Here is a 23,970-nt window from a genome sequence, read left to right on the forward strand (position 1 = left end):
GCGGCTCTCCGCCGCGGGCCCGGGTCCCTCAGGCCGGGCCGGTCGCTCGCCGGGCCGTTCCTCAGGCCGGACCGGCCCCTCAGCCGGGCCGGTTCTCAGGCCGGACCGCTCACATCGGGTCCATCGGGGGCTCCTGGCCCGGGGCCTGCTGGCCGGGGCGGCGCTCCATCCGCTCCTGCGGTGCCGGCATCCCGCTCTTGGCGTCCTGGCGGCCGCGCTGGTAGGCCGAGATCTGGTCCTTGGCGCGGCCGGTCTCCGACTCGGCGGCCGAGAGCCAGCGCTCCCAGCGGGACCGCATCGGCATGACCAGTCCGCCGCCGACGCCGACGATCACGACACCGGCGAGGGTGGCGAGGACGGCTGTCAGGACCGGTCCGGTGATCGCGGTGGCGATGCCCGCCTGGCTGAGCGCGGCGATCACACCGAGGGCGACGATGAAGGCCCAGGCCGCCGTCGCGACGACCTTGCCGTACGACATCTGACCGAGCGCGCCCGTGACGATGTCCCGGACGGCACGGGCGATGGCCATGGCCACGACGACGATGACGACGGCGACGATCGCCCGGGGCAGCCACGCGACGATGCCGTTGATCATGACGCTGACCGGGTTGGGGCCGAAGACCCCGAAGGCCAGTTGGAGCGCGATCAGCAGGATCGCGTAGTAGAGGATCTTGGCGATGATGCCGGTGGCGTCGTACTTCGAGCCCTTCAGGGCCTTCGCGGCACCACTGCGTTCGGCCATCCGCTCGAAGCCGACCCGCCGCAGCAGACGGTCGGCGACGCGGGCGATGAGCTTCGCCACGAACCAGCCGATGAGCAGGATCGCGAGGAAGCCGATGAATTTCGGTACGAACTCGGCGACCGCGGACCAGGCGTCCGTGAAGCCCTTGCCGAAGTCGACCGAGAGGGCGAGGGGCTGCGTCATGGCGCGTTCACTCATCTCGGGAGGAGGGGCGGGCCCGCACGGGGAGCGAGCCCCTGGACTCCCTGCGTAACACCGCCCCCGTCGCGTCGCGCGCGGTCAGCGTCCGGGATGGGCCGACGGAGTGGAAAGCGGGGCCGGCCCGGCCTCCGCGGCGTCGACCGGCGCTCCGGCCTCGGCCGCCCCGATCACCTTCCCGACCTCCGCAGTCGCCTCCGCCGTGGTCGCCGCCTCCGCCTTCGCCGCGGCCAGTGCGGACCGGCTGCGGCGGGCGGTCCGCAGGGCGTCCCAGGTGAGGATCGACAGGGCCAGCCACACGAGCGAGAAGCCCGCCCAGCGCTCCGGCGGCATCGCCTCGTGGAAGTAGAGGACACCGAGCAGGAACTGGAAGACCGGGGCCAGGTACTGCAGCAGTCCGATGGTCGACAGCGGGACCCGGATCGCCGCGGCGCCGAAGCAGACCAGCGGCAGCGCGGTCACCAGGCCGGTCCCCACGAGCAGCGCGGTGTGCCCGGCGCCCTCGGTGGTGAAGGTGGACTCGCCCTGGGCGCCGAGCCAGACCAGGTAGCCGAACGCGGGCAGGAACTGGACGGCGGTCTCGGCGGCCAGCGACTCCAGGCCGCCGATGTTGACCTTCTTCTTCACCAGGCCGTACGTGCCGAAGGTGCAGGCGAGCACCAGCGAGATCCACGGCAGCCGCCCGTAGCCGACCGCGAGCACGACCACCGCGGCGACCGCGATCCCGACCGCCGCCCACTGGGCGGGCCGGAGCCGCTCCTTCAGGACGAGCACGCCGAGGGCGATGCTGACGAGCGGGTTGATGAAGTAGCCGAGCGACGCCTCGACGACGTGGCCGGCGTTGACGGCCCAGATGTAGACGCCCCAGTTGACCGTGATCAGCCCCGCCGCGAGCGTGATCAGTCCGAGCCGTCGCGGGTCGCCGAGCAGCTCGCGCACCCAGCCCCAGCGGCGCAGCCCGAGCAGCGCGAGGCCGACCACGGCGAGCGACCAGACCATGCGGTGGGCGAGGATCTCGACGGCCCCGGCCGGTTCGAGGAGCGGCCAGTAGAGGGGGAAGAGGCCCCAGATGCCGTACGCGGCTATCCCGTAGATCAGCCCTGCTCGTGCCTCGTGCTCCGTCTTCACCGGACCTCCTGCCCTGCCGGCCCTGCGCCGCGCGTCCAGTTCGAAGGTAGCGCCGGACCGGGCCGGATGTCATGCCCGTATCGCTATACGGTCCTGACGGCGGGCTGACGGCGGGCTGACGGCGGGCTGGGGCGGGGGCCGGGGTGCGGTCCGGCGGCGGCCTGGGCGCGGACCGGCGGCCGGGCGCTGGCGGATCCGGGACGGTGCGCCCCGCTTCCTCGGGGAATACGCGAAGGCCGCCCTCCCGAAGGAGAGCGGCCGTCCGTAGGCGTGGACCGGGCGCGGGCCGGGCTCGGGCCGGGCCCGGGACCCCGTAGGGGTCAGCCCACCACCGTCCAGGTGTCCTTGCCCGCCAGAAGCTGGGCCAGGTCTCCCTTGCCCTGCTGCTCCACCGCCTTCTCCAGTTGTTCGGCCATCAGCGTGTCGTACACCGGGCGCTCGACCGACCGGAAGACGCCGATGGGGGTCTGGTGGAGCGTGTCGGGGTCGGCGAGGCGGGAGAGGGCGAAGGCCGTGGTGGGGGAGTCGGCGTGGGCGTCGTGGACGAGGACGCGGTCCTCGTTCTCCGCCGTCACCGGGACGACCTTCAGGTCGCCGGTGGCCGGGTCGCGGACGACGCCCTTGTCGAGGTCGGCGCCGAAGCGGATCGGCTGCCCGTGCTCCAGGCGGATGACCGCCTCCTTGGCCTGGTCCTTGTCCTTGAGGACCTCGAAGGCGCCGTCGTTGAAGATGTTGCAGTTCTGGTAGATCTCCACCAGGGCCGTGCCGTTGTGCTCGGCGGCCTGGCGCAGCACCTCGGTGAGGTGCTTGCGGTCGGAGTCCACGGTCCTGGCCACGAAGGACGCCTCCGCGCCGAGCGCCAGGGACACCGGGTTGAAGGGGGCGTCGAGCGAGCCCATCGGGGTCGACTTGGTGATCTTGCCGAGTTCCGACGTGGGGCTGTACTGGCCCTTGGTGAGCCCGTAGATCCGGTTGTTGAACAGCAGGATCTTCAGGTTGACGTTGCGGCGCAGCGCGTGGATGAGGTGGTTGCCGCCGATGGACAGCGCGTCGCCGTCACCGGTGACGACCCACACCGACAGGTCGCGGCGGGAGGTCGCGAGGCCGGTGGCGATGGCGGGCGCGCGGCCGTGGATGGAGTGCATCCCGTAGGTGTTCAGGTAGTACGGGAAGCGGGAGGAGCAGCCGATGCCGGAGACGAAGACGATGTTCTCCTTCGCCAGGCCCAGCTCGGGCAGGAAGCCCTGGACGGCGGCGAGCACGGCGTAGTCGCCGCAGCCGGGGCACCAGCGGACCTCCTGGTCGGACTTGAAGTCCTTCATCGACTGGGCGGCCTCGGCCTTGGGCACCAGGTGCAGAAGCGACTCACTCATCGATGGCCTCCTTGAGCGCGGCCGCGAGCTGTTCGGCCTTGAACGGCATGCCGTTGACCTGGTTGTGGCTGCGGGCGTCCACGAGGTACTTCGCCCGGACGAGGGTGGCGAGCTGGCCCAGGTTCATCTCGGGCACGATCACCTTCTCGTAGCGCTTCAGCACGTCGCCGAGGTTCTTCGGGAACGGGTTGAGGTGGCGCAGGTGGGCCTGCGCGATGGGGCGGCCGGTCGCCCGCAGCCGGCGTACGGCGGCGGTGATCGGCCCGTAGGTGGAGCCCCAGCCGAGGACCAGGGTCGTCGCGCCGTCCGGGTCGTCGACCTCGACGTCGGGCACCTCGATGCCGTCGATCTTGGCCTGCCGGGTGCGGACCATGAAGTCGTGGTTGGCCGGGTCGTAGCTGATGTTGCCGGTGCCGTCCTGCTTCTCGATGCCGCCGATGCGGTGTTCGAGACCGGGGGTGCCGGGCAGGGCCCAGGGCCGGGCGAGGGTCTCCGGGTCGCGTTTGTACGGCCAGAAGACCTCGGTGCCGTCGGCGAGGGTGTGGTTCGGTCCGGTGGCGAACGTCGTGGTGAGATCCGGCAGTTCGTCGACCTCCGGGATCCGCCAGGGCTCGGAGCCGTTGGCGAGGTAGCCGTCGGAGAGCAGGAAGACGGGCGTGCGGTAGGTGAGCGCGATCCGGGCCGCGTCGAGCGCCGCGTCGAAGCAGTCGGCGGGCGTGCGCGGGGCGACGACGGGCACCGGGGCCTCGCCGTTGCGCCCGTACATGGCCTGGAGGAGGTCGGCCTGCTCGGTCTTGGTGGGCAGTCCGGTGGACGGGCCGCCGCGCTGGATGTCGACGATGAGCAGCGGCAGTTCGAGCGAGACGGCGAGGCCGATCGTCTCGGACTTGAGCGCCACGCCGGGGCCGCTGGTGGTCGTGACGGCGAGCGAGCCGCCGAAGGCGGCGCCGAGCGCCGCGCCGATGCCGGCGATCTCGTCCTCGGCCTGGAAGGTGCGCACGCCGAAGTTCTTGTGCCGGCTCAGCTCGTGCAGGATGTCCGAGGCCGGCGTGATCGGGTACGAGCCGAGGTAGAGCGGCAGGTCCGCCTGGCGTGCGGCGGCGATCAGACCGTAGGAGAGGGCCAGGTTCCCGGAGATGTTGCGGTACGTGCCGGTGGGGAAGGCCCGGGTCGCCGGGGCCACCTCGTAGGAGACGGCGAAGTCCTCGGTCGTCTCGCCGAAGTTCCAGCCGGCCCGGAAGGCGGCCACGTTCGCCTCGGCGATCTCGGGCTTCTTCGCGAACTTCTGGCGCAGGAAGGTCTCGGTGCCCTCGGTGGGCCGGTGGTACATCCAGGAGAGCAGCCCGAGCGCGAACATGTTCTTGGAGCGCTCGGCCTCCTTGCGGGAGAGCCCGAAGTCCTTCAGGGCCTCGACCGTCAGGGTGGTCAGCGGCACCGGGTGGACCTGGTAGCCGTCCAGCGAGCCGTCCTCCAGGGGGGAGGTCTCGTAGCCGACCTTGGCCATGGCGCGCTTGGTGAACTCGTCGGTGTTGACGATGATCTCGCCGCCGCGCGGCACGTCGCCGATGTTGGCCTTCAGCGCGGCCGGGTTCATCGCGACCAGGACGTTCGGCGCGTCGCCCGGGGTCAGGATGTCGTGGTCGGCGAAGTGGAGCTGGAAGGAGGACACGCCCGGCAGGGTGCCCGCGGGCGCCCGGATCTCGGCCGGGAAGTTCGGCAGCGTGGAGAGGTCGTTCCCGAAGGACGCCGTCTCCGAGGTGAAGCGGTCTCCCGTGAGCTGCATGCCGTCACCGGAGTCGCCCGCGAAGCGGATGATCACGCGGTCGAGCCGGCGGACTTCCTTCGCGGGGCCGCCGTCGCCCTTCGCCGGGGCCGTGCGCTGCTCCCCGACCAGGGCCTCACCGGCCTCGCTGCTGACCTGGCTGGTCACTGAACTGGACCTCCCTCGCGGAAAGGGTTCTCTCCGTCGAGACGTCACCCGCGGAGAAGGCTCGGGAGACGACCGGTGACCGGCCGTCCCGTGGCCCACCCTACGTCCGTCAGGTGGTCCCTCCCGGGACTTCTCGCATCGTGGACCTCGTTTTGAGACGCCCGACACGCCCTTTTGTCGTCAATTGTCGCTCTCCGTGAGCCCCGGAGTCCACCGGAAGCTCGCGCTCCGCTCATTCTTGGTCACGGAACGGGTTCGCGCGCCGAGCCTCGCCCTCGTGTCCGGAGTCCGCGTCCGGAACTCCGTGGCCGATATCTTGCGCCTTACATCTGACAGGGTGTCAGTTCTTCAGGAGTTCAGATAGGTCAACACCGCGAGTACCCGGCGGTGATCCCCGTCACTCGGCGACAGCCCCAGCTTCAGGAAGATGTTGCCGATGTGCTTCTCCACCGCCCCGTCGCTCACCACGAGCTGCTTGGCGATGGCCGAATTCGTACGCCCCTCCGCCATCAGGCCCAGGACCTCCCGCTCCCGCGGGGTCAGCGCCGCCAGCACGTCCTGCTTCCGGCTCCGGCCCAGCAACTGCGCCACCACCTCCGGATCCAGCGCCGTACCGCCCCGGGCCACCCGCACCACCGCGTCCACGAACTCGCGCACCTCGGCGACCCGGTCCTTCAGGAGATAGCCCACGCCCGTGCTGGACCCGGCGAGCAGCTCCGTGGCGTACTGCTCCTCCACGTACTGCGAAAGCACCAGCACCCCGAGCCCCGGATGCTCCTTCCGCAGTCGCACCGCCGCCCGGACCCCCTCGTCCGTGTGCGTCGGCGGCATCCGCACATCGGCGACGACCACGTCCGGCAGCGCGCCCTCGTCCGCGAGCTCGGACACGGTCTTCACCAGCGCCTCACCGTCCCCGACCCCGGCGACCACCTCGTGCCCCAGGTCGGTGAGCAGCCGGGTCAGCCCCTCGCGCAGCAGCACCGAGTCCTCGGCGATGACCACGCGCACGCCCCTGTCCGGCCCCAAGTCCGTCACGGCCCCTGCCTTTCTGATCGTGCTGAGGATCCCCAGCATCGCAGCAGAAGGGACGCGGTGGGCCGCAAAGTGGTTCAAGGAGAGCCGGGAGCCGGGGGCTCAGGTCCGCCAGGGCAGCTCGGCCGTCACCGTCGTCGGGCCGCCCGCGGGGGAGTCGACCGCCAGGACGCCGTCGACCGCGTCGAGCCGGTCCGCCAGCCCGGCGAGGCCGTGGCCGGCCGCCGGGTCGGCGCCGCCCACGCCGTCGTCCCGCACCTGGAGCATCAGCCGGCCGTCGGTCCGCCACACGTCCACCCAGGCCCGCCGGGCCCGGGCGTGCTTGGAGACGTTCTGGAGGAGCTCGGAGACGGTGAAGTAGGCGATGCCCTCGATCGCGGCGGCCGGCCTGCCGGGCAGGTCCACCTCCACCGACACGGGGACGGTGCAGCGGGCGGCGACGGCCGAGAGGGCGGCGTCGAGGCCGCGGTCGGTGAGGACGGCCGGGTGGATGCCGCGGGCCAGGTCGCGCAGCTCCTGGAGGGCGAGCTTCACCTCGCCGTGCGCCTCGTCGACCATCACCGCGGCCGCCGCCGGATCCTGCGCCAGCTTCTCCTTCGCCAGCCCCAGGTCCATGGCGAGGGCGACCAGCCGGGCCTGGGCCCCGTCGTGCAGGTCGCGCTCGATGCGGCGCAGGTCGGCGGCGGCGGTGTCCACGACCACGCCCCGGTCCGACTCCAGCTCCGTGACCCGGGTGGCCAGCCGGGACGGGCCGAGCAGCCCCGCCACCATCAGCCGGTCGACCGCCACCAGACCCCGCGTGGCCCACGGCCACAGGAGCACGAAGACCAGGCCCACGAGCGAGGTGACGGCCAGCTCGAAGGGCGAGTCGAGGTAGAGGGCGTGCGTCTCGTCCCCGTACACCTGGAGCCCGGCCTGACCGGCGTACAGGGGGAGCACCCACTGCCACAGCGGATACGTGAACAGGCTCCAGCCCCACGCCCACAGCGCCACCGTCACGGAGAAGGTGAAGACCGCCCAGGGGAAGTGCAGGATCGCGTAGAGCAGGTGCCGCCAGGAGGCCCCGCTCCTCAGCGTGGCGCCCATCCACGCCAGCGGCCCGCCGACCCGCCCCCGGGCCGGCTCCGGCGCCCGCACGTCGAGCCCGAGCAGTCCCCGCGCCCGCGCCCGCTCGACCGCCCCGAACCCCCGGCACACGGTGAGCGCGGCGGCCAGGACCGGAACGCCGAGGAAGGTCACCAGCAGCCCGGCACCGGCCGACACGAGGGCGACGGCGAGACAGAAGGACAGAACGCTCAGCGGCAGCCCGGTCAGGACATAGCCGAACTCTCGCCAGACGCGCCCTTCGAAGGGCGCGCGTACGGCGGCGGGGGGACGGAGCGAGGCCATCGGGGAGTCCGTTTCTTCATCTTCTTCATCCGGGTTCATCCGGGATCGGTCACTCCCCACCCTCCCGGCCGGGAGGGCCCCGGCACCATGAGGGAGGTGGGCGTCCGCGGCGGGGGGTTTTCCCTACCGGCGTGCCCCGGCGGGGGCCCTACCGGCGCGCCCCGGCGGGCGGCGGGGTGCGGTCGCGCCAGGGAAGTTCCGCCCGGACGACCGTCGGGCCGCCCTCGGGGGAGTCGACGACGAAGACGCCGTCGACCGCGCCCAGCCGCTCCGCGAGCCCCGCCATCCCCGTACCGCCGCCGCCACCCGCGCCGGCGCCGCCGCCGTCGAGGCGTGCGCCGCCCACGCCGTCGTCGCGGACCTGGAGCATCAGCCGGTCCTCCGCCCGCCACACCTCCACGGAGGCGGCACGGGCGCGGGCGTGCTTGGAGACGTTCTGGAGCAGCTCGGAGACGGTGAAGTACGCGATGCCCTCGATCGCCTCCGCGGGCCGCTCGGCCAGGTCGACCGAGACCTTCACCGGGACGGTGCAGCGGGCGGCGACCGACGAGAGGGCGGCGTCGAGGCCGCGGTCGGTGAGAACGGCCGGGTGGATGCCGCGGGCCAGGTCGCGCAGCTCCTGGAGGGCGAGCTTCACCTCGCCGTGCGCCTCGTCGACCATCGCCGCGGCCGCCTCGGGATCGTCGAGCAGCTTCTCCTTCGCCAGCCCGAGCCCCATCGCGAGCGCGACCAGCCGCGCCTGGGCGCCGTCGTGCAGGTCGCGCTCGATGCGGCGCAGGTCGGCGGCGGCGGTGTCCACGACCACGCCCCGGTCCGACTCCAGCTCCGCGATCCGCCGCTCCAGCTCGTCCGAGGGCGACAGCAGCCCGCGCACCATGGCCCGGTCGACGTTGGCGAGCCCACGCGCCACGAAGGGCAGCACCGGCCACAGCACGAACAGCGACACCAGCGTCACCGTGAAGGCCACCACGCCCCACGGCAGACGGATGAACCCGTACAGCTGGCTGCGCCACCCCACCGGGTCCTTCAGCCGCGACCACACCCAGGCGAAGAGGCCGTCACCGCGCGGCAGCCGGCTCGGCGCGTCCACATGGACGCCGAGCAGTCCGCGCGCCCGTGCGCGCTCCGACCGTGCCATGCCGCGCGCCCCGGAGAGCCCGAGCGCGAGCAGCGGCAGGCCGATCACCGTGACGGCCAGGCCCGCACCGAGCGCCACGGTCACGACGGCGTACAGGAAACCGGCGAGCGCGCACGGGAGGTCGGCGAGGAGGTGCGCGACCTCCTTCCAGGTGTGCCGGCCGCAGGCGAGCCGCGCGGGCGGCGGCGGAGTGTCGGTGGGGTGGTCGCTCATGACCGCAAGACTGCCGGGAGCGGCGGCCGACACGCCATGGGGGAGGTGGCCGGGAACGGAGGGGGGATAACCCCACCGCGACTGCTTACGCTCCCTTTAGCAGGGCCTAGACTCGCGTCCGTAGAGGAAATGAGACACCGAGACCGAGGGGCGGACGTGCGGGAACCGACCGTTGTCGCGGCGGACCACGCGACGGGTGACGCGGTGGGCCACGCGGCGGACTACTTCCAGACGTACTCCGTCGTCGGACTGCTCGCCGTCCTCGGCGTGCTGTTCGTCGCGGTCGCCTTCGGCGCCGGGCGGCTGCTGCGCCCCGTCGTGCCGACCCCGGAGAAGCTCCTCACCTACGAGTGCGGCGTCGACCCGGTGGGGGAGGGCTGGGCGCACACCCAGGTCCGCTACTACGTCTACGCCTTCCTCTATGTGATCTTCGCCGTCGACTCGATCTTCCTCTTCCCCTGGGCGACGGTCTTCGCCGCGCCCGGGTACGGGGCGACGACGCTCGTCGAGATGTTCGTCTTCCTCGGCTTCCTGGCCGTGGGACTGCTCTACGCGTACAAGAAGGGCGTCCTGACATGGACGTGACCCCGCTCCCCGCCCCGGCCCCGGGCCCGGCCCCGAGCCAGGGACCGCTCCCGCTCCCGGCTCCGAAGCTCGGCGCGCTCGCCCGACTGGCTCCCGAGCCGATGAAGGTGGTCCTGAACTGGGGCCGCCGCTACAGCCTCTGGGTCTTCAACTTCGGCCTCGCCTGCTGCGCGATCGAGTTCATCGCCGCGTCGATGGCCCGCCACGACTTCATCCGGCTCGGCGTGATCCCGTTCGCGCCGGGCCCGCGCCAGGCCGACCTGATGATCGTCTCCGGCACGGTGACGGACAAGATGGCGCCGGCGGTGAAGCGGCTGTACGAGCAGATGCCCGAGCCGAAGTACGTCATCTCCTTCGGCGCCTGCTCGAACTGCGGCGGCCCCTACTGGGACTCGTACTCGGTCACCAAGGGCGTCGACCAGATCATTCCCGTCGACGTGTACGTGCCGGGCTGCCCGCCGCGGCCGGAGGCGCTGCTCCAGGGCATCCTCAAGCTCCAGGAGAAGATCGCGCGGGAGAGCCTGGGCGAGCGGTACGGAGCGGGGGCCGGGGCGCCGTCGGTGTCCCAGCTCACCAGCGGCCTGGTGGCCCCGCCGAAGCCGGGAGGTGACGACCGGTGAACCTGTACGACACCCTCCCCGAGGGCGTGACGGAGGTCTTCGGCGAGGAGGCGACGGCGGAGCGGGCGTACGACCTGCTGACGGTCGACGTCCCGACCGGCTCGTGGATCGCGGCGCTGGAGATCGCGCGGGACAAGCTGGGCTGCACGTACTTCGACTGGCTGAGCGCGGTCGACGAGCCGGGCACGGGCTTCCGCGTGTGCGCGCACGTGGCGTCGCTGGAGGCGGGGCACGTCCGCCGGCTGCTGCTCCGCACGACGGTCCCGCACGGGGCTCCCGCCCTGCCGTCCGCGGTGTCCGTGTACGCCGGAGCGGCGTGGCACGAGCGCGAGACGTACGAGATGTTCGGCGTGACCTTCACGGACCACCCGCACCTGGTCCACCTCCTCCTCCCGGAGAACTTCGAGGGCCACCCGCTGCGCAAGGACTTCGTCCTGGCCGCGCGCGTGGCCAAGGCGTGGCCGGGCGCGAAGGAACCGGGCGAGTCCCACGACCCCAACGCGCCCAAGCGGCGCCAGATGCTGCCCCCGGGCGTCCCGGACCCCAACGAATGGGGCCCCCTCAAGGGCCAGCTCCCCCCGGCCCCCACCCGCCCCACCCGCACCGCCCCCGCCGACCGCCCCACCCGCCGCACCCGCACCGCGACCGAGGGCTCGGCCACCCAGACCCCCGACACGGCGCGCCGCGCGCGCAGCGTGAGCGCGGGCTCGGCGACCCAGCGCGCGGAGGCACCCGAGGCCGATGCGGCCGCCCCCGAGCCTGCGGCGGACCAGTCTCCCGGTGCGGCCCCTGCGGGTCCGCGTCGCGCCCGCAGCGCGAGCGCGGGTTCGGCGAGCCAGCGGGCGGAGTCGCCTGCGGCGGATCAGTCCGCCGAGGCGCCTGCGGCGGACCAGTCCGCTGGTACGGCCCCTGGCGGCCCGCGCCGCGCCCGCAGCGCGAGCGCCGGTTCGGCGAGCCAGCGCGCGGAGGCGCCGAAGCGACCGGCGCCCGCGCCCCGTACGCGGAGCTCGGACGCCCCGTGGCACCACGCCCGTCCGGCGTTCGAAGAGGAGCCGACGGCTCCCGAGACCCCGGCCGCCCCCGGCCCGGAGGATCCGGCCGACGGCCGCAAGGCCGCCGCTGCTTCGGCCGAGCCCGCAGCTCCCGCCCCCCAGGCGGAGCCGGGCCCTGCCCCCGCCCCCGAGTCCGCCGCCCCCGCCAGGAGCGAAGAGGCCCCGGACTCCCGGCCCGCGCGGGGCTCCGCCGACGCGCCGCCCGCCGAGGGCGCAGGCCCGGGCGCCGCCGAAGGCCCCGCCCCCGAGGCGGACGCCTCCGACGCCCCGCCCGCCCCCGGCGCCGCCGAAGGCCCCGTCCCCGAGGCGGACGCCTCCGACGCGCCGCCCGCCGAGGGCGCAGACCCGGACGCCCAGCCCGCCCCCGAGGCGGACGCCTCCGACGCCCCGCCCGCCGAGGGCGCAGGCCCGGACTCCCCGCCCGCCCCGGGCGCTGGCACCGGCCCGGCGGCCGACGGCGTCGAAAGCTCGCCCGCCCCGGGCGACGGCACCCGCAGCCGCCGCACCACCCCACCCACCACCGACCCCGCCGGAGGCGATCCCGCGTGAACGACGTACTCGACGTCGCCCTCCGGCTGCTCGTCGTCTTCGCCGTCTTTCTCGTGCTGCCGCTCGTCGTCGGGCAGACCGAGCACAAGGTCATGGCCCACATGCAGGGCCGGCTCGGGCCCATGTACGCCGGTGGGTTCCACGGGTGGGCGCAGCTCGTCGCCGACGGGGTGAAGTTCGCGCAGAAGGAGGACGTCGTCCCGGCCAACGCCGACCGGCGGATCTTCCAGCTCGCGCCGGCCGTCGCCCTGCTCCCGTACCTCCTCGTGCTCGTCGCGATCCCCATCGGCCCCGGCGAGGGCGCCGTCGGGCAGGTCGTCGACGCCGGCGTCTTCTTCGTGCTGGCCGTGATGGGCGTCGGGGTGCTCGGGAGCCTCATGGCCGGCTGGGCGTCGGCCAACAAGTTCTCGCTGCTCGGCGCACTCCGTACCGCCGCGCAGTTGCTGGCGTACGAGCTGCCGATGCTGCTCGCCGCCGCGTCCGTCGCGATGGCCGCCGGCACCGTGTCCCTGACCGGGATCCTGGACGGCTTCGCGTGGTGGTGGGTGCCCTGGCAGATCGTCGGCGCGCTCGTGTTCTTCACCGCCGGGCTCGCCGAGCTCCAGCGGCCCCCGTTCGACATGCCCGTCGCCGACTCGGAGATCATCTTCGGCGCGTACACCGAGTACACCGGTCTCCGCTTCGCGCTGTTCCTGCTCGCCGAGTACGCCGGCATCGTCGTCCTGTGCGGCCTCACCACCGTCCTCTTCCTCGGCGGCTGGCACGGCCCCTTCGGCGCGGACAGCCTCGGCTGGGGCCTGTTCTGGACCCTGCTCAAGACGGCCGTCCTGGCCTTCGTCGTGATCTGGCTCCGGGTGTCCTACCCCCGGCTCCGCGAGGACCAGCTCCAGAAGCTGGCCTGGACGACCCTCGTCCCGCTCGCCCTCGCGCAGATCGCGCTCACCGGCATCGTGAAGGTGGCGATCCAGTAATGCCCATTCCCGGCTCCGGCCTCGCCAAGGGCCTCGCCGTCACCCTCCGCACGATGACGCGCAAGTCCGTCACCGCGCAGTACCCGGACACCCAGCCCGAGCTGCCGCCCCGCACCCGCGGGGTCATCGGGCTGTTCGAGGAGAACTGCACGGTGTGCATGCTGTGCGCCCGCGAGTGCCCCGACTGGTGCATCTACATCGACTCCCACAAGGAGACGGTCCCGCCGGCCGCCCCCGGCGGCCGCGAGCGCAGCCGCAACGTCCTCGACCGCTTCGCGATCGACTTCTCGCTCTGCATGTACTGCGGCATCTGCATCGAGGTGTGCCCCTTCGACGCGCTGTTCTGGTCGCCCGAGTTCGAGTACGCGGAGACCGACATCCACGAGCTGACCCACGAGCGCGACAAGCTCCGCGAGTGGATGTGGACCGTGCCGGAGCCGCCCGCGCTCGACCCGCGCGCGGAGGAGCCGAAGGAGATCGCCGCGGCCCGCAAGGCGGCCGAGAAGGCCGCCGCGGCCCAGGCCGCCGAAGCCGCCGCCCAGGCCGAAGCCCAGGCCGAAGACCGGGCCCGGCAGCAGGAGGGCCCGCAGTGACGCTCGCCGCCCAGACCCTCGCCGCCCAGACCCACGGCTTCCTCTCGCCCACCGGCGTCGAGATCGCCTTCCTCCTCGTCGGCCTCGTCACCCTCGGCGCGGCCCTCGTCACCGTCACCACCAAGCAGCTCGTCCACGCCGCCCTGTGGCTGGTCGTGGCGCTCGGCGGCCTCGCCGTCGAGTACCTGCTGCTGACCGCCGAGTTCATCGCCTGGGTCCAGGTGCTGATCTACGTCGGTTCCGTCGTCGTCCTCCTCCTCTTCGGTCTCATGCTCACCAAGGCCCCCATCGGCCGCTCCCCGGACTCCGACTCCGGCAACCGTCCGGTCGCCCTCGCCGTCGCGCTGGCCGCCGCGGCCGCCCTGGTGTGGGTGGTCGTCGACGCCTTCCGCATCACCTGGATCGACCTCGACGGGCCCGCCCAGGGCTCCACCCGCGTCTCCGGCGAGATCCTCTTCCGGCACTGGGTGCTGCCCTTCGAGGCGCTGTCCGTGCTGCTGCTCGCCGCCCTCGTCGGCGCCATCGTCCTGTCCCGGAAGAAGAACGGAGAGGAAGGCTGATGCACCTCGCCTACCCGGCCGTCCTCGCCGCCCTGCTCTTCTCCGTCGGCCTGTACGGCGTCCTCGCCCGCCGCAACGCGATCCTGGTCCTGATGTCCGTCGAGCTCATGCTCAACGCCGTCAACCTCAACCTGGTCGCCTTCGACGTGTGGCTCCGCGACACCCTGCACGCGGGCCAGGCCCTCACCCTCTTCACCATCGCCATCGCCGCCGCCGAGATCGGCATCGGTCTCGCGATCGTCCTGATGGTCCACCGCAACCGCGGCACCGCCGACGTCGACCGCCTCCGCGACACCGCGGAGCCCCGCGGCACCGAGGAAACGCCGTCCGCCGACGAGAAGGCCGAGGCCACCGCGTGACCACCACGACCCTCGCCGTCCTCGTCCCCCTCCTCCCCTTCCTCGGCTCCGCCGCCGGCCTGCTCCTCGTCCCGCCCGCCGCCCACCACCACCCTTCCAAGGGGCTTCGCGCTCTTTCCTATTCCCCCGGCTTCGTACGCCCGCTCGCCGTGCTCCCGACGCTCGCCGCGGCCGTCCTCGCCGTGCTCGTCGCGATCCGGCAGGGCGGCGGGAAGGCCCTCGACGCCGCCACCCAGCTCACCCCCACCGGCTCGGTCCCCATCGACCTGGCCCTGCACATCGACGGCTTCGCCGCCGTCGTCGCCGTCCTGGTCGGCGTGGTCGCCACCTGCGTGCAGATCTACTCGACCGGCTATCTGCGCGACGACCCGCGCTACCCCTCGTACGCGGCGCTGGTCTCCCTCTTCACCTCCGCGATGCTGCTCGTCGTCTACTCCGGCGACCTGATGGTGCTCCTGGTCGGCTGGGAGATCATGGGCATCTGCTCGTACTTCCTCGTCGGGCACTACTGGGAGACCCCCGAGGCCCGCTCGGCCTCCCTCAAGGCGTTCCTCGTCACCAAGCTCGGTGACGTGCCCTTCCTGATCGGCCTGTTCGCACTGGCCGTCGACGCGGGCACCTTCCGTATCACCGGCGTCCTCGGCGCCGTCGCAAGCGGCGGCCTGGACCACCCCACCCTGATCGCGCTGCTGCTCCTCGCCGGCGTGGCGGGCAAGTCCGCCCAGTTCCCGCTGCACACCTGGCTCCCCGACGCCATGGCCGGCCCCACCCCCGTCTCCGCGCTGATCCACGCGGCGACGATGGTCGCCGCCGGCGTCTACTTCGTGGCCCGCCTGCTGCCGGTCTTCGCCGCCTCCGGCGCCGCGCTGACCGTGCTCGCCGTGATGGCCGCGGTCACCATGGCCGGCTCGGCGCTCGCCGCGCTCGCCCAGGACGACATCAAGCGGGTCCTCGCCTACTCGACGATCGGCCAGCTCGGCTACATGGCGGGCGCCCTCGCCGTCGCCGACCGCGGGGCCGCCGTCTTCCACCTCCTGTCGCACGGCGCCTTCAAGGCGCTGCTGTTCCTCGCCGCGGGCGCGGTCATCCACGCCGCCGGCACCAACTCGCTCACCGCCATGTCCCGGATGAGCGGACTGACCAAGCGCGCCCCGGACGCCTTCTGGACGATGACCGTCGGTCTGCTCGCGCTCGCCGCGATCCCGCCCTTCGCCGGCTTCTTCTCCAAGGAAGCCGTCCTCGTCGCCGCCGAGCACACCGCCGTCGGCGACCGGACCGTCGCCCCCGCCGGAGCCGGCTGGATCGTCCTCGTCGCCGGTCTGCTGACGGCCCTGCTCACCGCCGCGTACGCGGCCCGGCTGTGGCTGCTGGCCTTCCGCGGCCGCGGCGCCGAGGCCCCCGACCACGGCCGCCAGCCCGTCACGATGACGACCGTCCTGTGGGTGCTCGCCGTCCCCTCCCTCGGCTTCGGGCTGACCGCCGGTTCCCTCGACGACTGGTTCGACGGGCACCCGCTGACCCCGACCGTCACCACGGCCGTCCTCGGCACCGGCCTCGCCGTCGTCGGCGCAGCCGTCACCTACGCGGTCTGGCAGCGCACCCGCGCCCTCGCGGCCCGCACCCCGCTCGGCGCCGTCGCCGCCCACCCCGAGGGCGACGCCGGTCGCGTCGAGGCCGAGGCCATCGCGAGCCACACCCCCGCCTACGGCGACATCGCGGCGACCCCGGACCCGGCCGACCCCGGCCGCGCCCTGCTCGGCCCGCTGTACCGCCCGGCGGCCGCCGGCTTCCACCTGGACGCGGTCTACCGGACCCTGTTCGTCCGCCCCGTCCTCGCCGCCGCCTCCCTGGTCCGCTTCCTGGACCGCGAGGTCGTCGACACCTACGTACGCGGCGCGGGCGACAGCGCCAAGGGCCTCGGCCGGCTCGTCCGCCGCGCCCAGACCGGCAACGTGCAGACCTACCTCAGCGCCCTGCTCGCCGGCTCCGTCGTCCTGGCGATCGTCGCCGTCGTCCTCGCCAACGTCGCCGCCGGAGCGTGAGCCGTGATCGATATCAGCGAATCCGTGATGCAGTTCCTTCTCGCGTTGATCGTCGGCGGCCCGCTCGTCGGCGCCGTGGCCGCCCTCCTGCCCGCCCCGCCCGGGCTGAAGGGCAGCTCACCCGACCAGGCCGTGCTCCGCCACGGCGTGGTCGTCACCGGGGTGATCCTGCTCGCCGCGATCCTCCTCGCGCTCGGCTTCGACCACGACCACCCCTCGACGATGCAGGCCACGACCGACATCACGTGGATCAGGGCACTCGACGTGCGCATCCACCTCGGTGTCGACGGCATCTCCCTCCCCCTCCTGCTCCTGACCGCGCTGCTGACCTTCCTCTGCGCGCTCTACAGCTACTTCAAGATGCCCACGGGCCCCTCCCCGAAGGCTTTCGTCGCCCTGCTCCTCGTCCTCGAGTCCGGCACCCTGGCGACCTTCGCCGTCCTCGACCTCGTCCTGTTCTTCCTGGCCTTCGAGATGGTCCTCATCCCGATGTACTTCCTCATCGCCCGCTGGGGCGGCGAGGGCAGGCAGGCCGCCGCCTGGAAGTTCGTCCTCTACACGCTGCTCGGCTCCGTCGTCATGCTGCTCGGCCTCCTCCTCGTCGGCGTGAAGGCGGGCACGTTCGACATGGTGGCACTCGCCACTGACAACGGCCGGGGACTGACCGCGTCCGTGCAGGTCATCGCCGTTCTCGCGATCGGCATCGGCCTCGCGGTGAAGACCCCGATGTGGCCGCTGCACAGTTGGCTGCCGGACGCCCACACCGCCGCCCCGACCGTCGGCTCCGTCCTCCTCGCCGGCGTGCTCCTGAAGATGGGCACGTACGGGTTCGTACGGATCGTGCTGCCGATCGCCCCCGACGGCATGCGGACCTTCGCCCCGTACCTCGCCGCCTTCGCCGTCGCCGGGATCATCTACGGATCGCTCGCCTGCCTCGCCCTCGCACGCCCCGGCAACAAGGGCGACCTCAAGCGGCTGATCGCGTACTCGTCCGTCGGCCACATGGGCTTCGTGCTGCTCGGCATCGCGACCATGACCCCCACCGGCGTCAACGGCGCCCTCTTCGCCAACATCGCCCACGGCCTGATCACCGGCCTGCTCTTCTTCCTCGCCGGCGCCGTCAAGGACCGCTACGGCACCGCCGACCTCGACACCCTCGCCGGGGCCACCGGCGCCGCCCTCTACGGCCGCGCCCCCCGCCTCGGCGCCCTCCTCGCCTTCGCCGCCGTCGCCTCCCTCGGCCTGCCCGGCCTGGCCGGCTTCTGGGGCGAGATGCTGGCCCTGTTCGGCGCCTTCGACCCGGCCGAGGGCCTCAGCCGGCCCGCCTTCCTCACCTTCACGGCGATCGGCGCCTTCGGCACCCTCCTCACCGCCGCCTACCTCCTCGTCGTCGTCCGCCGCGTCTGCATGGGCGGCCCCCGCCCGGCCGGTGAGGCCGCGATCGCCGACGTCCAGGGCTACGAGCTCGCCGCCTGGACCCCGCTCGTCGCCCTCACCGTCCTCGCCGGACTCTGGCCCGCGGTCCTCCTCGGCCTCACCGACCCGGCCGTCCAGCAGCTCCTCGCCGGAGGCACCCAGTGAGCCCAGTGACCGCCCCCACCACCGCCGCCACGGACCTGGCCCGGTCCGCCGACCCGGCCCGGTCCGCCGATCTCGTCCAGTCCGTCGACTGGCTCGCGATCGCGCCGCCCACCCTCGTCGCGGTGGTCGCCCTCGCCGTCCTCGTCGCCGACCTCTTCGTCCCCGCCGGACGCAAGCAGCTCCTCGGCTGGACCTCGATCGCCGGCCTGGCCGCCGCGCTCGTCCTGCTCGTCCCGCTGCGCGCCGGCGACCGCTCGACCTTCTGCCTCACCGCCGACACCCAGCTCCGGGCGTGCAGCTACACCGCCGACCACTTCACCCTGGTCATCCAGTTCCTGGTGCTCGCCGGCGCGCTGCTCACCGGGCTCCTCTCGTTCGCCGACACCCGCGCGAAGCTGCCGGCCGGCGAGTTCTGGTTCCTGCTGCTGGCCTCCGCGGCCGGCGCCGCCCTGCTGCCCGCCTCCCGCGACCTGGCGACCCTCGTCGTCGCCCTCGAAGTGGCCTCGCTGCCCGCGTTCGCCCTGGTCGGCCTCAAGCGCGGCGACCGCATGTCCGGCGAGTCCGCGCTGAAGTTCTTCCTCTCCTCCGTGACCGCCACCGCCGTCACCCTCCTCGGCGTCAGCTTCGTCTACGCGGCCACCGGCACCCTCCACCTCACCGAGGTCGCCCAGCGCCTCGGCGACGTCCCCGCCCCACTGCAGAACCTCGCCCAGGCGGGCGTGGCGCTCACCCTCGTCGGCTTCGCCTTCAAGACGGCCGCCGTCCCCTTCCACTTCTGGGTGCCCGACACCTATGTGGGCGCCCCGCTGCCCGTCGCCGCCTACCTCTCCGTGGTCGGCAAGGCCGTCGGCTTCACCGGCCTCATCCTGGTGACCGTCGTCGCCTTCCCGAGCTACGCCGACGTGTGGGGCCCCGCCCTCGCCTTCCTCGCCGCGCTCACCATGACCGTCGGCAACGTGGCCGCCCTGCGGCAGGTCTCCACGCGCGCGTGGAGCGCGGTACGACTGCTCGCCTGGTCCTCCGTCGCCCAGGCCGGGTACCTCCTGGTGCCGATCGCCGCCGCCGCGTACTCCGCCGACGACCAGATCGGCGCGACCGTCGCGTACGCCCTGATGTACGCGGTGGTGAACCTCGGCGCCTTCGCGGTCGTCGCCCTCGTCGCCCAGGCGAACCCGGAGAACCGGATCTCCGACTACCGCGGCCTGTACGCGGCGAGCCCGGCCGCCGCCCTGGCGCTGGGCTTCTTCCTGCTGAACCTGGCCGGGCTGCCCCCGGGCATCATCGGCCTCTTCGCGAAGGTGACCGTCTTCTCGGCGGCCGTCGACGCGGGTCTCGGCTGGCTCGCCGTGATCATGGGCCTCAACGTCGTGATCGCCCTCTACTACTACCTGCGGTGGACGGCGCTGCTCTTCCGCGCGCCGGAGGGGGCGTCCGTGCCGCACCGGCCCACGGCGCCGGTCACCGCGGCGATCGCGCTGGCCGCGTTCGCGGGCGTCGTGCTGTCGGGCTATCCGCAGCTCGCCCTCCGCTTCGCGGCGAACAGCCTCTTCTGATCACCCGCACGGCCCACACCGCCCTCCGGCACGGCCGGGGAACCCGTACCTCCCGCGTGGCGTTGACCAGGAAGGGAGGGTCCACTGGACAGAAGGGTTCCCCTGCCGCACCACTTGGAGGGCGTACCGTGCACCGCCGGCACAACGGCCTGAGGACCGCCGTACTCCTCGGAGGGCTCTCCGCCCTCATCATCGTCATCGGCAGCTTCTTCGGACGTACGGGTCTGATCGTCGCGCTCCTCGTGGCGCTCGGCACCAACGCGTACGCCTACTGGAACAGCGACAAGCTGGCGCTGCGCGCCATGCGGGCCCGGCCCGTGAGCGAGTTCGAGGCCCCGGCGCTGTACCGGATGGTCCGCGAGCTCTCCACCCAGGCCCGCCAGCCCATGCCCCGGCTCTACATCTCGCCCACCCAGGCGCCCAATGCCTTCGCGACCGGACGCAATCCGCGCAACGCGGCCGTGTGCTGCACGGAGGGCATCCTCGCGCTCCTCGACGAGCGCGAGCTGCGCGGGGTCGTCGGGCACGAGCTGAGCCACGTCTACAACCGGGACATCCTGATCTCCTCGGTCGCCGGAGCCCTCGCCTCCGTGATCATGTTCCTGGTGAACTTCGCCTGGCTGATCCCGGTCGGCCGCTCCAGCGACGACGACGGCCCCGGCATCCTCGGCTTCCTGCTGATCCTGATCCTGGGACCGGTCGCCGCCTCGATCATCCAACTGGCCATCTCCCGCTCCCGCGAGTACGAGGCGGACGCCTCCGGCGCCCAGCTCACCGGCGACCCGCTCGCCCTCGCCAGCGCCCTGCGCAAGCTGGAGGCGGGCACCCGGCAGCTCCCGCTGCCCCCGGAGCCCAAGATCGAGACCGCGAGCCACATGATGATCGCGAACCCCTTCCGTCCCGGACAGGGGCTCTCCAAGATGTTCTCCACCCACCCGCCGATGGCCGAACGCATCGCGCGGCTCGAGCAGATGGCAGGTCGCCGCCCGTGAAGACGATCCTCAACGTCATATGGCTGATCCTCTGCGGATTCTGGATGTTCCTCGGCTATCTGGCCGCCGGCGTCCTGCTCTGCGTCACGATCATCGGCATCCCCTTCGGGCTCGCCGCCTTCCGCATCGGCCTCTACGCCCTGTGGCCCTTCGGCCAGACGGTCGTCGACCGCCGCGACGCGGGCGCCCCGTCCTGCGTCGGCAACGTGCTGTGGCTGATCCTCGCCGGCTGGTGGCTGGCGCTCGGCCACATCACCACCGGCATCGCCCTCTGCGTCACGATCATCGGCATCCCGCTCGGCATCGCGAACTTCAAGATGATCCCGGTCTCGTTGCTGCCGCTGGGCAAGGAGATCGTCCCCACGGACCAGACGGACGGCGCCTACGGCGCGTACGGCGGGCAGGGCGGGCCCGGCGGGCAGACCGGCTACAGAGGGTAGGACGGCTCCAGAGGGCAGGGCGGCCACGGCGCGTACGGCCGCCAGCCGCGCCAGGCCGGCCCCCGTGGACGCGCCGAAGGTACGCGCTGCTCTCCGGCGCCTCTCCGGCGCCTCCGTGGCGCCTCTGTGGGGCGGCCTTCTGCGAGGACGCCGACGCCCTCAGGGACGCGGGGACGCGGGTCGTCCGCGACTGACCGCGTACGCCACCACACCGACCGCCAGGACCCCGACGCCGGCGAGCACGGCGGTCGGCGGCAGCGCGAAGGCCAGCGCGCCGCAGCCGGCGAGCCCCAGGGCGGCCAGGGGCCGCTCGCGGCGGCCCAGGGTCCAGGCGGAGGCGTTGGCGATGCCGTAGTAGACCAGCACGCCGAACGACGAGAAGCCGATCGCGCCCCGCACGTCCGCCGTCGCCGCCACCGCGGCCACCACCGCGCCCACCGCCAGCTCGGCGTGGTGCGGCACCCGGAAGCGGGGGTGCACGGCCGCGAGCGTGACCGGCAGATGGCCGTCCCTGGCCATGGCGAGGGTCGTCCTCGACACCCCGAGGATCAGCGAGAGCAGCGCGCCGAGCGCGGCGACCGCCGCGCCCACGGTGACCACCGGCACCAGCCAGGCCGCGTCCGCCGCCCGCGCCGCGTCCGCGAGCGGGGCGGGCGAGGCGGCGAGCCCCGCCGGGCCGAGGACGGCCAGCACGCAGACGGCGACGGCCGCGTAGACGGCGAGCGCGATGCCGAGGGTGAGCGGCACGGCCCGGGGAATGGTCCGCTCCGGGTCGCGCACCTCCTCGCCGAGGGTCGCGATCCGCGCGTACCCGGCGAACGCGAAGAACAGCAGGCCGGCGGCCTGGAGCACCCCGCCCGCCGGAACGTCCCCGTCCAGCCCGAGCCGCCCGGCCCGCCCCGCCCCGGCGCTCACCGTGACGACGGCGGCGAGGACGGCCAGGACGGTCGCCACGATCACCCGGTTGAGCAGCGCCGACCTCTGCGCGCCCCGGTAGTTCACGGCCGTCAGCGCGACGACGGCGGCGACCGCCACCGCGTGCGCGTGCTCCGGCCACACGTACGCCCCGACGGTCAGCGCCATCGCCGCGCAGGAGGCCGTCTTGCCGACGACGAACGCCCAGCCCGCCAGATAGCCCCAGAACGGCCCCAGGCGCTCGCGCCCGTACACATAGGTGCCGCCGGAGGCCGGATAGCGGGCGGCGAGCCGGGCCGAGGCCATGGCGTTGCAGTACGCGACGACGGCGGCGACCCCGAGGGCCGGGAGCAGTCCCGCGCCCGCCGCCTCGGCCGCCGGCCCGAGCGCCACGAAGATCCCGGCACCCACCATCGCGCCGAGCCCGACGACGACGGCGTCGAAGACGCCGAGCGTACGGCGCAGTTCTGCTGTCATGACCCGCACACTAGGGGGTCCGGCAACCGGCCGGGACCGGAGGGCGTCCTCCAGGGCATGAGCATCGTTAGCTGGATAGTCCTCGGCCTGCTCGCCGGTGTCATCGCGAAGGTCCTGCTGCCGGGCCGCGACCCCGGCGGCCTGATCGGCACCACGGTCATCGGCATCGTCGGCGCCTTCCTCGGCGGCTGGCTGTCGGCCCGTTTCCTGGACCGCCCGATCAGCGCGGACTTCTACGACGGCGCCACCTGGCTGTCGGCGATCGGGGGCTCTCTGGTGCTGCTGATCGCGTACCGGATCCTTTTCGGCCACTCGCGCGCGCGTTGAGGGCGTCGTCGAAGCCGGCTCAGAGCCCGGTCTCGCGCAGGGTGATGTTCAGCCGCCCGGCGAGGCCCAGAGCCGGATCGGCGGTCCCCGCGTACACCTTCGGCACACCGTGGTACGCGAAGCGGGACGGCCCGCCGAAGACGAAGAGGTCCCCGGACGTCAACTCCACGTCGGTGTAGGGCCGCCCGCGGTCCTCGGTGTTCCCGAGCCGGAAGACACAGGTGTCGCCGAGGCTCAGCGACACCACGGGAGCGCCGGACCGCTCCTCCTTGTCCTGGTGCATGCCCATCCGGGCGCCGTCCCCGTAGAAGTTGACGAGCGCGGTGTCCGGCTGGAAACCGCCGTGCGCGCCGTACGCCTCGACCAGCGCCGCGCGGCCCATTTCGGCCAGCCAGTCCGGCAGTTCGACGAGGTTCCGCTCGGGTCCGAGGTAGCGGTACGGCTCCCAGCGCCGCCCGAGGCAGAGCGAGCGCACCGTCATCACCCCGCCGCCGGGCAGCACGGTCGCCTCGTACCGGACCGGGCCGCGCCCGAACTCCCGGCAGGCCGTCACCAGTTCCCGCTGCCGCTCGAACGGCAGCCAGCCGGGCACGTGCACAGCCCCGGGCGCGGGCTCGGTCCGCTCGCGCGGGAAGAGGCCCTCCATCAGCGGGCGGGGGCCGCCAGGGCGCCCTCGAGCCCGAGCAGCCGCTCCTTGCGCTCCAGGCCGGCCGCGTAGCCGCGCAGGGACCCGTCGGCCCCGATCACCCGGTGGCAGGGCCGCACCACGAGCAGCGGATTGCGCCCGATCGCGGTGCCCACGGCCCGTACCCCGGCGCCCGTCACCCCGACCCGCCGGGCGATCTCCCCGTACGAGACGGTCGTCCCGTACGGGATCTCCTCCAGGGCCCGCCAGACGCGCCGCTGGAACTCCGTCCCGCCCTGCGCGCAGGGGAGGTCGAAGCGGTCCCGGCGCCCGTCGAAGTACGCGGCGAGCTGCCCGGCGACCTCCTCGAACGCCTCCGGGGCGTGCGTCCAGTCGTCCTGCACGACGGCGCCGCCCTTCTGCCCCTCCAGGGACAGCGACCGCAGCACGAACCGACCCCCGTCGGCCAGGTGCCCCACCAGGAGCATCGGGCCGAGGGGGCCGTCGACGTGGGTGTGGAGCGTGCTCATCGTCGTCATGGGTCCAGTGTGCGAGCCGCCGAAGACGCCGGCTGGCGGTTTTCGGA

The 23,970-nt window shown here is 73.2% G+C and carries 23 protein-coding genes; 13 read left to right on the forward strand and 10 right to left on the reverse strand.

Annotation, left to right across the window (positions count from 1 at the left end; all coding sequences use genetic code 11):
- Positions 1-109 precede the first annotated feature (109 nt).
- The 7 genes from ABZ135_RS01900 to ABZ135_RS01930 form a co-directional block, all read right to left on the reverse strand.
- Complete coding sequence (locus tag ABZ135_RS01900) at positions 110-925, reverse strand: hypothetical protein (protein WP_356690796.1); 816 nt, start codon at positions 923-925, stop codon at positions 110-112.
- 96 nt (positions 926-1,021) lie between these two features.
- Positions 1,022-2,068, reverse strand: a complete 1,047-nt coding sequence (gene rarD, locus ABZ135_RS01905) for an EamA family transporter RarD (protein ID WP_356690798.1) — start codon at positions 2,066-2,068, stop codon at positions 1,022-1,024.
- Between the two features lie 320 nt (positions 2,069-2,388).
- The gene (locus ABZ135_RS01910) at positions 2,389-3,441 is read right to left on the reverse strand and encodes a 2-oxoacid:ferredoxin oxidoreductase subunit beta (protein ID WP_356690800.1); all 1,053 of its coding nucleotides are present in this window, start codon (positions 3,439-3,441) and stop codon (positions 2,389-2,391) included.
- The gene (locus ABZ135_RS01915; protein ID WP_356690802.1) at positions 3,434-5,371 is read right to left on the reverse strand and encodes a 2-oxoacid:acceptor oxidoreductase subunit alpha; all 1,938 of its coding nucleotides are present in this window, start codon (positions 5,369-5,371) and stop codon (positions 3,434-3,436) included. Before ABZ135_RS01915 ends, ABZ135_RS01910 begins: the two co-directional genes overlap by 8 nt.
- Positions 5,372-5,719: 348 nt before the next feature.
- Positions 5,720-6,379: a response regulator transcription factor gene (locus ABZ135_RS01920; protein ID WP_356691086.1), complete on the reverse strand. Its 660-nt coding sequence runs from the start codon at positions 6,377-6,379 to the stop codon at positions 5,720-5,722.
- Between the two features lie 126 nt (positions 6,380-6,505).
- Positions 6,506-7,792, reverse strand: coding sequence for a sensor domain-containing protein (locus tag ABZ135_RS01925; RefSeq protein ID WP_356690804.1), 1,287 nt, complete (start codon positions 7,790-7,792; stop codon positions 6,506-6,508).
- 148 nt (positions 7,793-7,940) lie between these two features.
- On the reverse strand, positions 7,941-9,143 hold the full coding sequence (locus tag ABZ135_RS01930) for a sensor domain-containing protein (protein WP_356690806.1): 1,203 nt from the start codon (positions 9,141-9,143) through the stop codon (positions 7,941-7,943).
- Between the two features lie 129 nt (positions 9,144-9,272).
- Between ABZ135_RS01930 and ABZ135_RS01935 the strand changes: the two genes are divergently transcribed.
- From ABZ135_RS01935 to ABZ135_RS01990, 12 genes are all read left to right on the forward strand, one after another.
- On the forward strand, positions 9,273-9,728 hold the full coding sequence (locus ABZ135_RS01935; RefSeq protein WP_356690808.1) for an NADH-quinone oxidoreductase subunit A: 456 nt from the start codon (positions 9,273-9,275) through the stop codon (positions 9,726-9,728).
- Positions 9,719-10,348 (forward strand): NADH-quinone oxidoreductase subunit B family protein, encoded by a 630-nt coding sequence (locus ABZ135_RS01940; protein ID WP_356690810.1) that lies wholly within the window; start codon positions 9,719-9,721, stop codon positions 10,346-10,348. The genes ABZ135_RS01935 and ABZ135_RS01940 overlap by 10 nt, the downstream gene beginning before the upstream one ends.
- Positions 10,345-11,949, forward strand: coding sequence for an NADH-quinone oxidoreductase subunit C (locus ABZ135_RS01945; protein WP_356690812.1), 1,605 nt, complete (start codon positions 10,345-10,347; stop codon positions 11,947-11,949). Before ABZ135_RS01940 ends, ABZ135_RS01945 begins: the two co-directional genes overlap by 4 nt.
- On the forward strand, positions 11,946-12,920 hold the full coding sequence (locus ABZ135_RS01950) for a complex I subunit 1 family protein (RefSeq protein WP_356690814.1): 975 nt from the start codon (positions 11,946-11,948) through the stop codon (positions 12,918-12,920). The genes ABZ135_RS01945 and ABZ135_RS01950 overlap by 4 nt, the downstream gene beginning before the upstream one ends.
- Complete coding sequence (locus ABZ135_RS01955) at positions 12,920-13,513, forward strand: NADH-quinone oxidoreductase subunit I (RefSeq protein WP_356690816.1); 594 nt, start codon at positions 12,920-12,922, stop codon at positions 13,511-13,513. The genes ABZ135_RS01950 and ABZ135_RS01955 overlap by 1 nt, the downstream gene beginning before the upstream one ends.
- Entirely contained in the window at positions 13,510-14,073 is a 564-nt protein-coding gene (locus tag ABZ135_RS01960) for an NADH-quinone oxidoreductase subunit J (RefSeq protein ID WP_356690818.1), read from the forward strand. Before ABZ135_RS01955 ends, ABZ135_RS01960 begins: the two co-directional genes overlap by 4 nt.
- The gene (gene nuoK, locus ABZ135_RS01965) at positions 14,073-14,432 is read left to right on the forward strand and encodes an NADH-quinone oxidoreductase subunit NuoK (RefSeq protein WP_356690820.1); all 360 of its coding nucleotides are present in this window, start codon (positions 14,073-14,075) and stop codon (positions 14,430-14,432) included. Before ABZ135_RS01960 ends, nuoK begins: the two co-directional genes overlap by 1 nt.
- A complete protein-coding gene (locus tag ABZ135_RS01970; RefSeq protein ID WP_356690821.1) occupies positions 14,429-16,474 on the forward strand; it encodes an NADH-quinone oxidoreductase subunit L in 2,046 nt (681 codons plus the stop codon). The genes nuoK and ABZ135_RS01970 overlap by 4 nt, the downstream gene beginning before the upstream one ends.
- 27 nt (positions 16,475-16,501) lie before the next feature.
- A complete protein-coding gene (locus ABZ135_RS01975; protein ID WP_356691088.1) occupies positions 16,502-18,055 on the forward strand; it encodes an NADH-quinone oxidoreductase subunit M in 1,554 nt (517 codons plus the stop codon).
- Positions 18,056-18,090: 35 nt separating this feature from the next.
- The gene (locus ABZ135_RS01980) at positions 18,091-19,608 is read left to right on the forward strand and encodes an NADH-quinone oxidoreductase subunit N (protein WP_356691090.1); all 1,518 of its coding nucleotides are present in this window, start codon (positions 18,091-18,093) and stop codon (positions 19,606-19,608) included.
- Positions 19,609-19,736: 128 nt separating this feature from the next.
- A complete protein-coding gene (htpX, locus tag ABZ135_RS01985; protein ID WP_356690823.1) occupies positions 19,737-20,600 on the forward strand; it encodes a zinc metalloprotease HtpX in 864 nt (287 codons plus the stop codon).
- Positions 20,597-21,040, forward strand: a complete 444-nt coding sequence (locus ABZ135_RS01990; RefSeq protein ID WP_356690825.1) for a YccF domain-containing protein — start codon at positions 20,597-20,599, stop codon at positions 21,038-21,040. Before htpX ends, ABZ135_RS01990 begins: the two co-directional genes overlap by 4 nt.
- Positions 21,041-21,199: 159 nt before the next feature.
- On the opposite strand, the gene ABZ135_RS01995 is transcribed toward ABZ135_RS01990, so the two are convergent.
- Positions 21,200-22,432 carry an amino acid permease gene (locus tag ABZ135_RS01995; protein ID WP_356690827.1) on the reverse strand — a complete coding sequence of 411 codons (1,233 nt, stop codon included), beginning with the start codon at positions 22,430-22,432 and terminating at the stop codon, positions 21,200-21,202.
- Between the two features lie 57 nt (positions 22,433-22,489).
- Between ABZ135_RS01995 and ABZ135_RS02000 the strand changes: the two genes are divergently transcribed.
- A complete protein-coding gene (locus ABZ135_RS02000) occupies positions 22,490-22,759 on the forward strand; it encodes a GlsB/YeaQ/YmgE family stress response membrane protein (RefSeq protein ID WP_356690829.1) in 270 nt (89 codons plus the stop codon).
- 19 nt (positions 22,760-22,778) lie between these two features.
- Here ABZ135_RS02000 and ABZ135_RS02005 read toward each other — a convergent pair whose 3' ends face one another.
- The gene (locus ABZ135_RS02005; RefSeq protein WP_356691092.1) at positions 22,779-23,408 is read right to left on the reverse strand and encodes an alpha-ketoglutarate-dependent dioxygenase AlkB; all 630 of its coding nucleotides are present in this window, start codon (positions 23,406-23,408) and stop codon (positions 22,779-22,781) included.
- Entirely contained in the window at positions 23,405-23,923 is a 519-nt protein-coding gene (locus ABZ135_RS02010) for a methylated-DNA--[protein]-cysteine S-methyltransferase (RefSeq protein WP_356690831.1), read from the reverse strand. Before ABZ135_RS02010 ends, ABZ135_RS02005 begins: the two co-directional genes overlap by 4 nt.
- Positions 23,924-23,970: the final 47 nt, after the last annotated feature.

Source organism: Streptomyces sp. NPDC006339, assembly GCF_040612775.1.
Classification (GTDB): Bacteria; Actinomycetota; Actinomycetes; order Streptomycetales; family Streptomycetaceae; genus Streptomyces.

Bases quoted from the DNA above. Each gene is read 5' to 3' on its own strand.
- ABZ135_RS01925 (WP_356690804.1), bottom strand. From the start codon at position 7,792: ATGGCCTCGCTCCGTCCCCCCGCCGCCGTACGCGCGCCCTTCGAAGGG.
- ABZ135_RS01940 (WP_356690810.1), top strand. From the start codon at position 9,719: ATGGACGTGACCCCGCTCCCCGCCCCGGCCCCGGGCCCGGCCCCGAGC.
- ABZ135_RS01935 (WP_356690808.1), top strand. From the start codon at position 9,273: ATGAGACACCGAGACCGAGGGGCGGACGTGCGGGAACCGACCGTTGTC.
- ABZ135_RS01975 (WP_356691088.1), top strand. From the start codon at position 16,502: ATGCAGTTCCTTCTCGCGTTGATCGTCGGCGGCCCGCTCGTCGGCGCC.
- ABZ135_RS02000 (WP_356690829.1), top strand. From the start codon at position 22,490: ATGAGCATCGTTAGCTGGATAGTCCTCGGCCTGCTCGCCGGTGTCATC.
- ABZ135_RS01995 (WP_356690827.1), bottom strand. From the start codon at position 22,432: ATGACAGCAGAACTGCGCCGTACGCTCGGCGTCTTCGACGCCGTCGTC.
- ABZ135_RS01910 (WP_356690800.1), bottom strand. From the start codon at position 3,441: ATGAGTGAGTCGCTTCTGCACCTGGTGCCCAAGGCCGAGGCCGCCCAG.
- ABZ135_RS01900 (WP_356690796.1), bottom strand. From the start codon at position 925: ATGACGCAGCCCCTCGCCCTCTCGGTCGACTTCGGCAAGGGCTTCACG.
- nuoK (WP_356690820.1), top strand. From the start codon at position 14,073: ATGCACCTCGCCTACCCGGCCGTCCTCGCCGCCCTGCTCTTCTCCGTC.
- ABZ135_RS01955 (WP_356690816.1), top strand. From the start codon at position 12,920: ATGCCCATTCCCGGCTCCGGCCTCGCCAAGGGCCTCGCCGTCACCCTC.
- ABZ135_RS01930 (WP_356690806.1), bottom strand. From the start codon at position 9,143: ATGAGCGACCACCCCACCGACACTCCGCCGCCGCCCGCGCGGCTCGCC.
- ABZ135_RS02010 (WP_356690831.1), bottom strand. From the start codon at position 23,923: ATGACGACGATGAGCACGCTCCACACCCACGTCGACGGCCCCCTCGGC.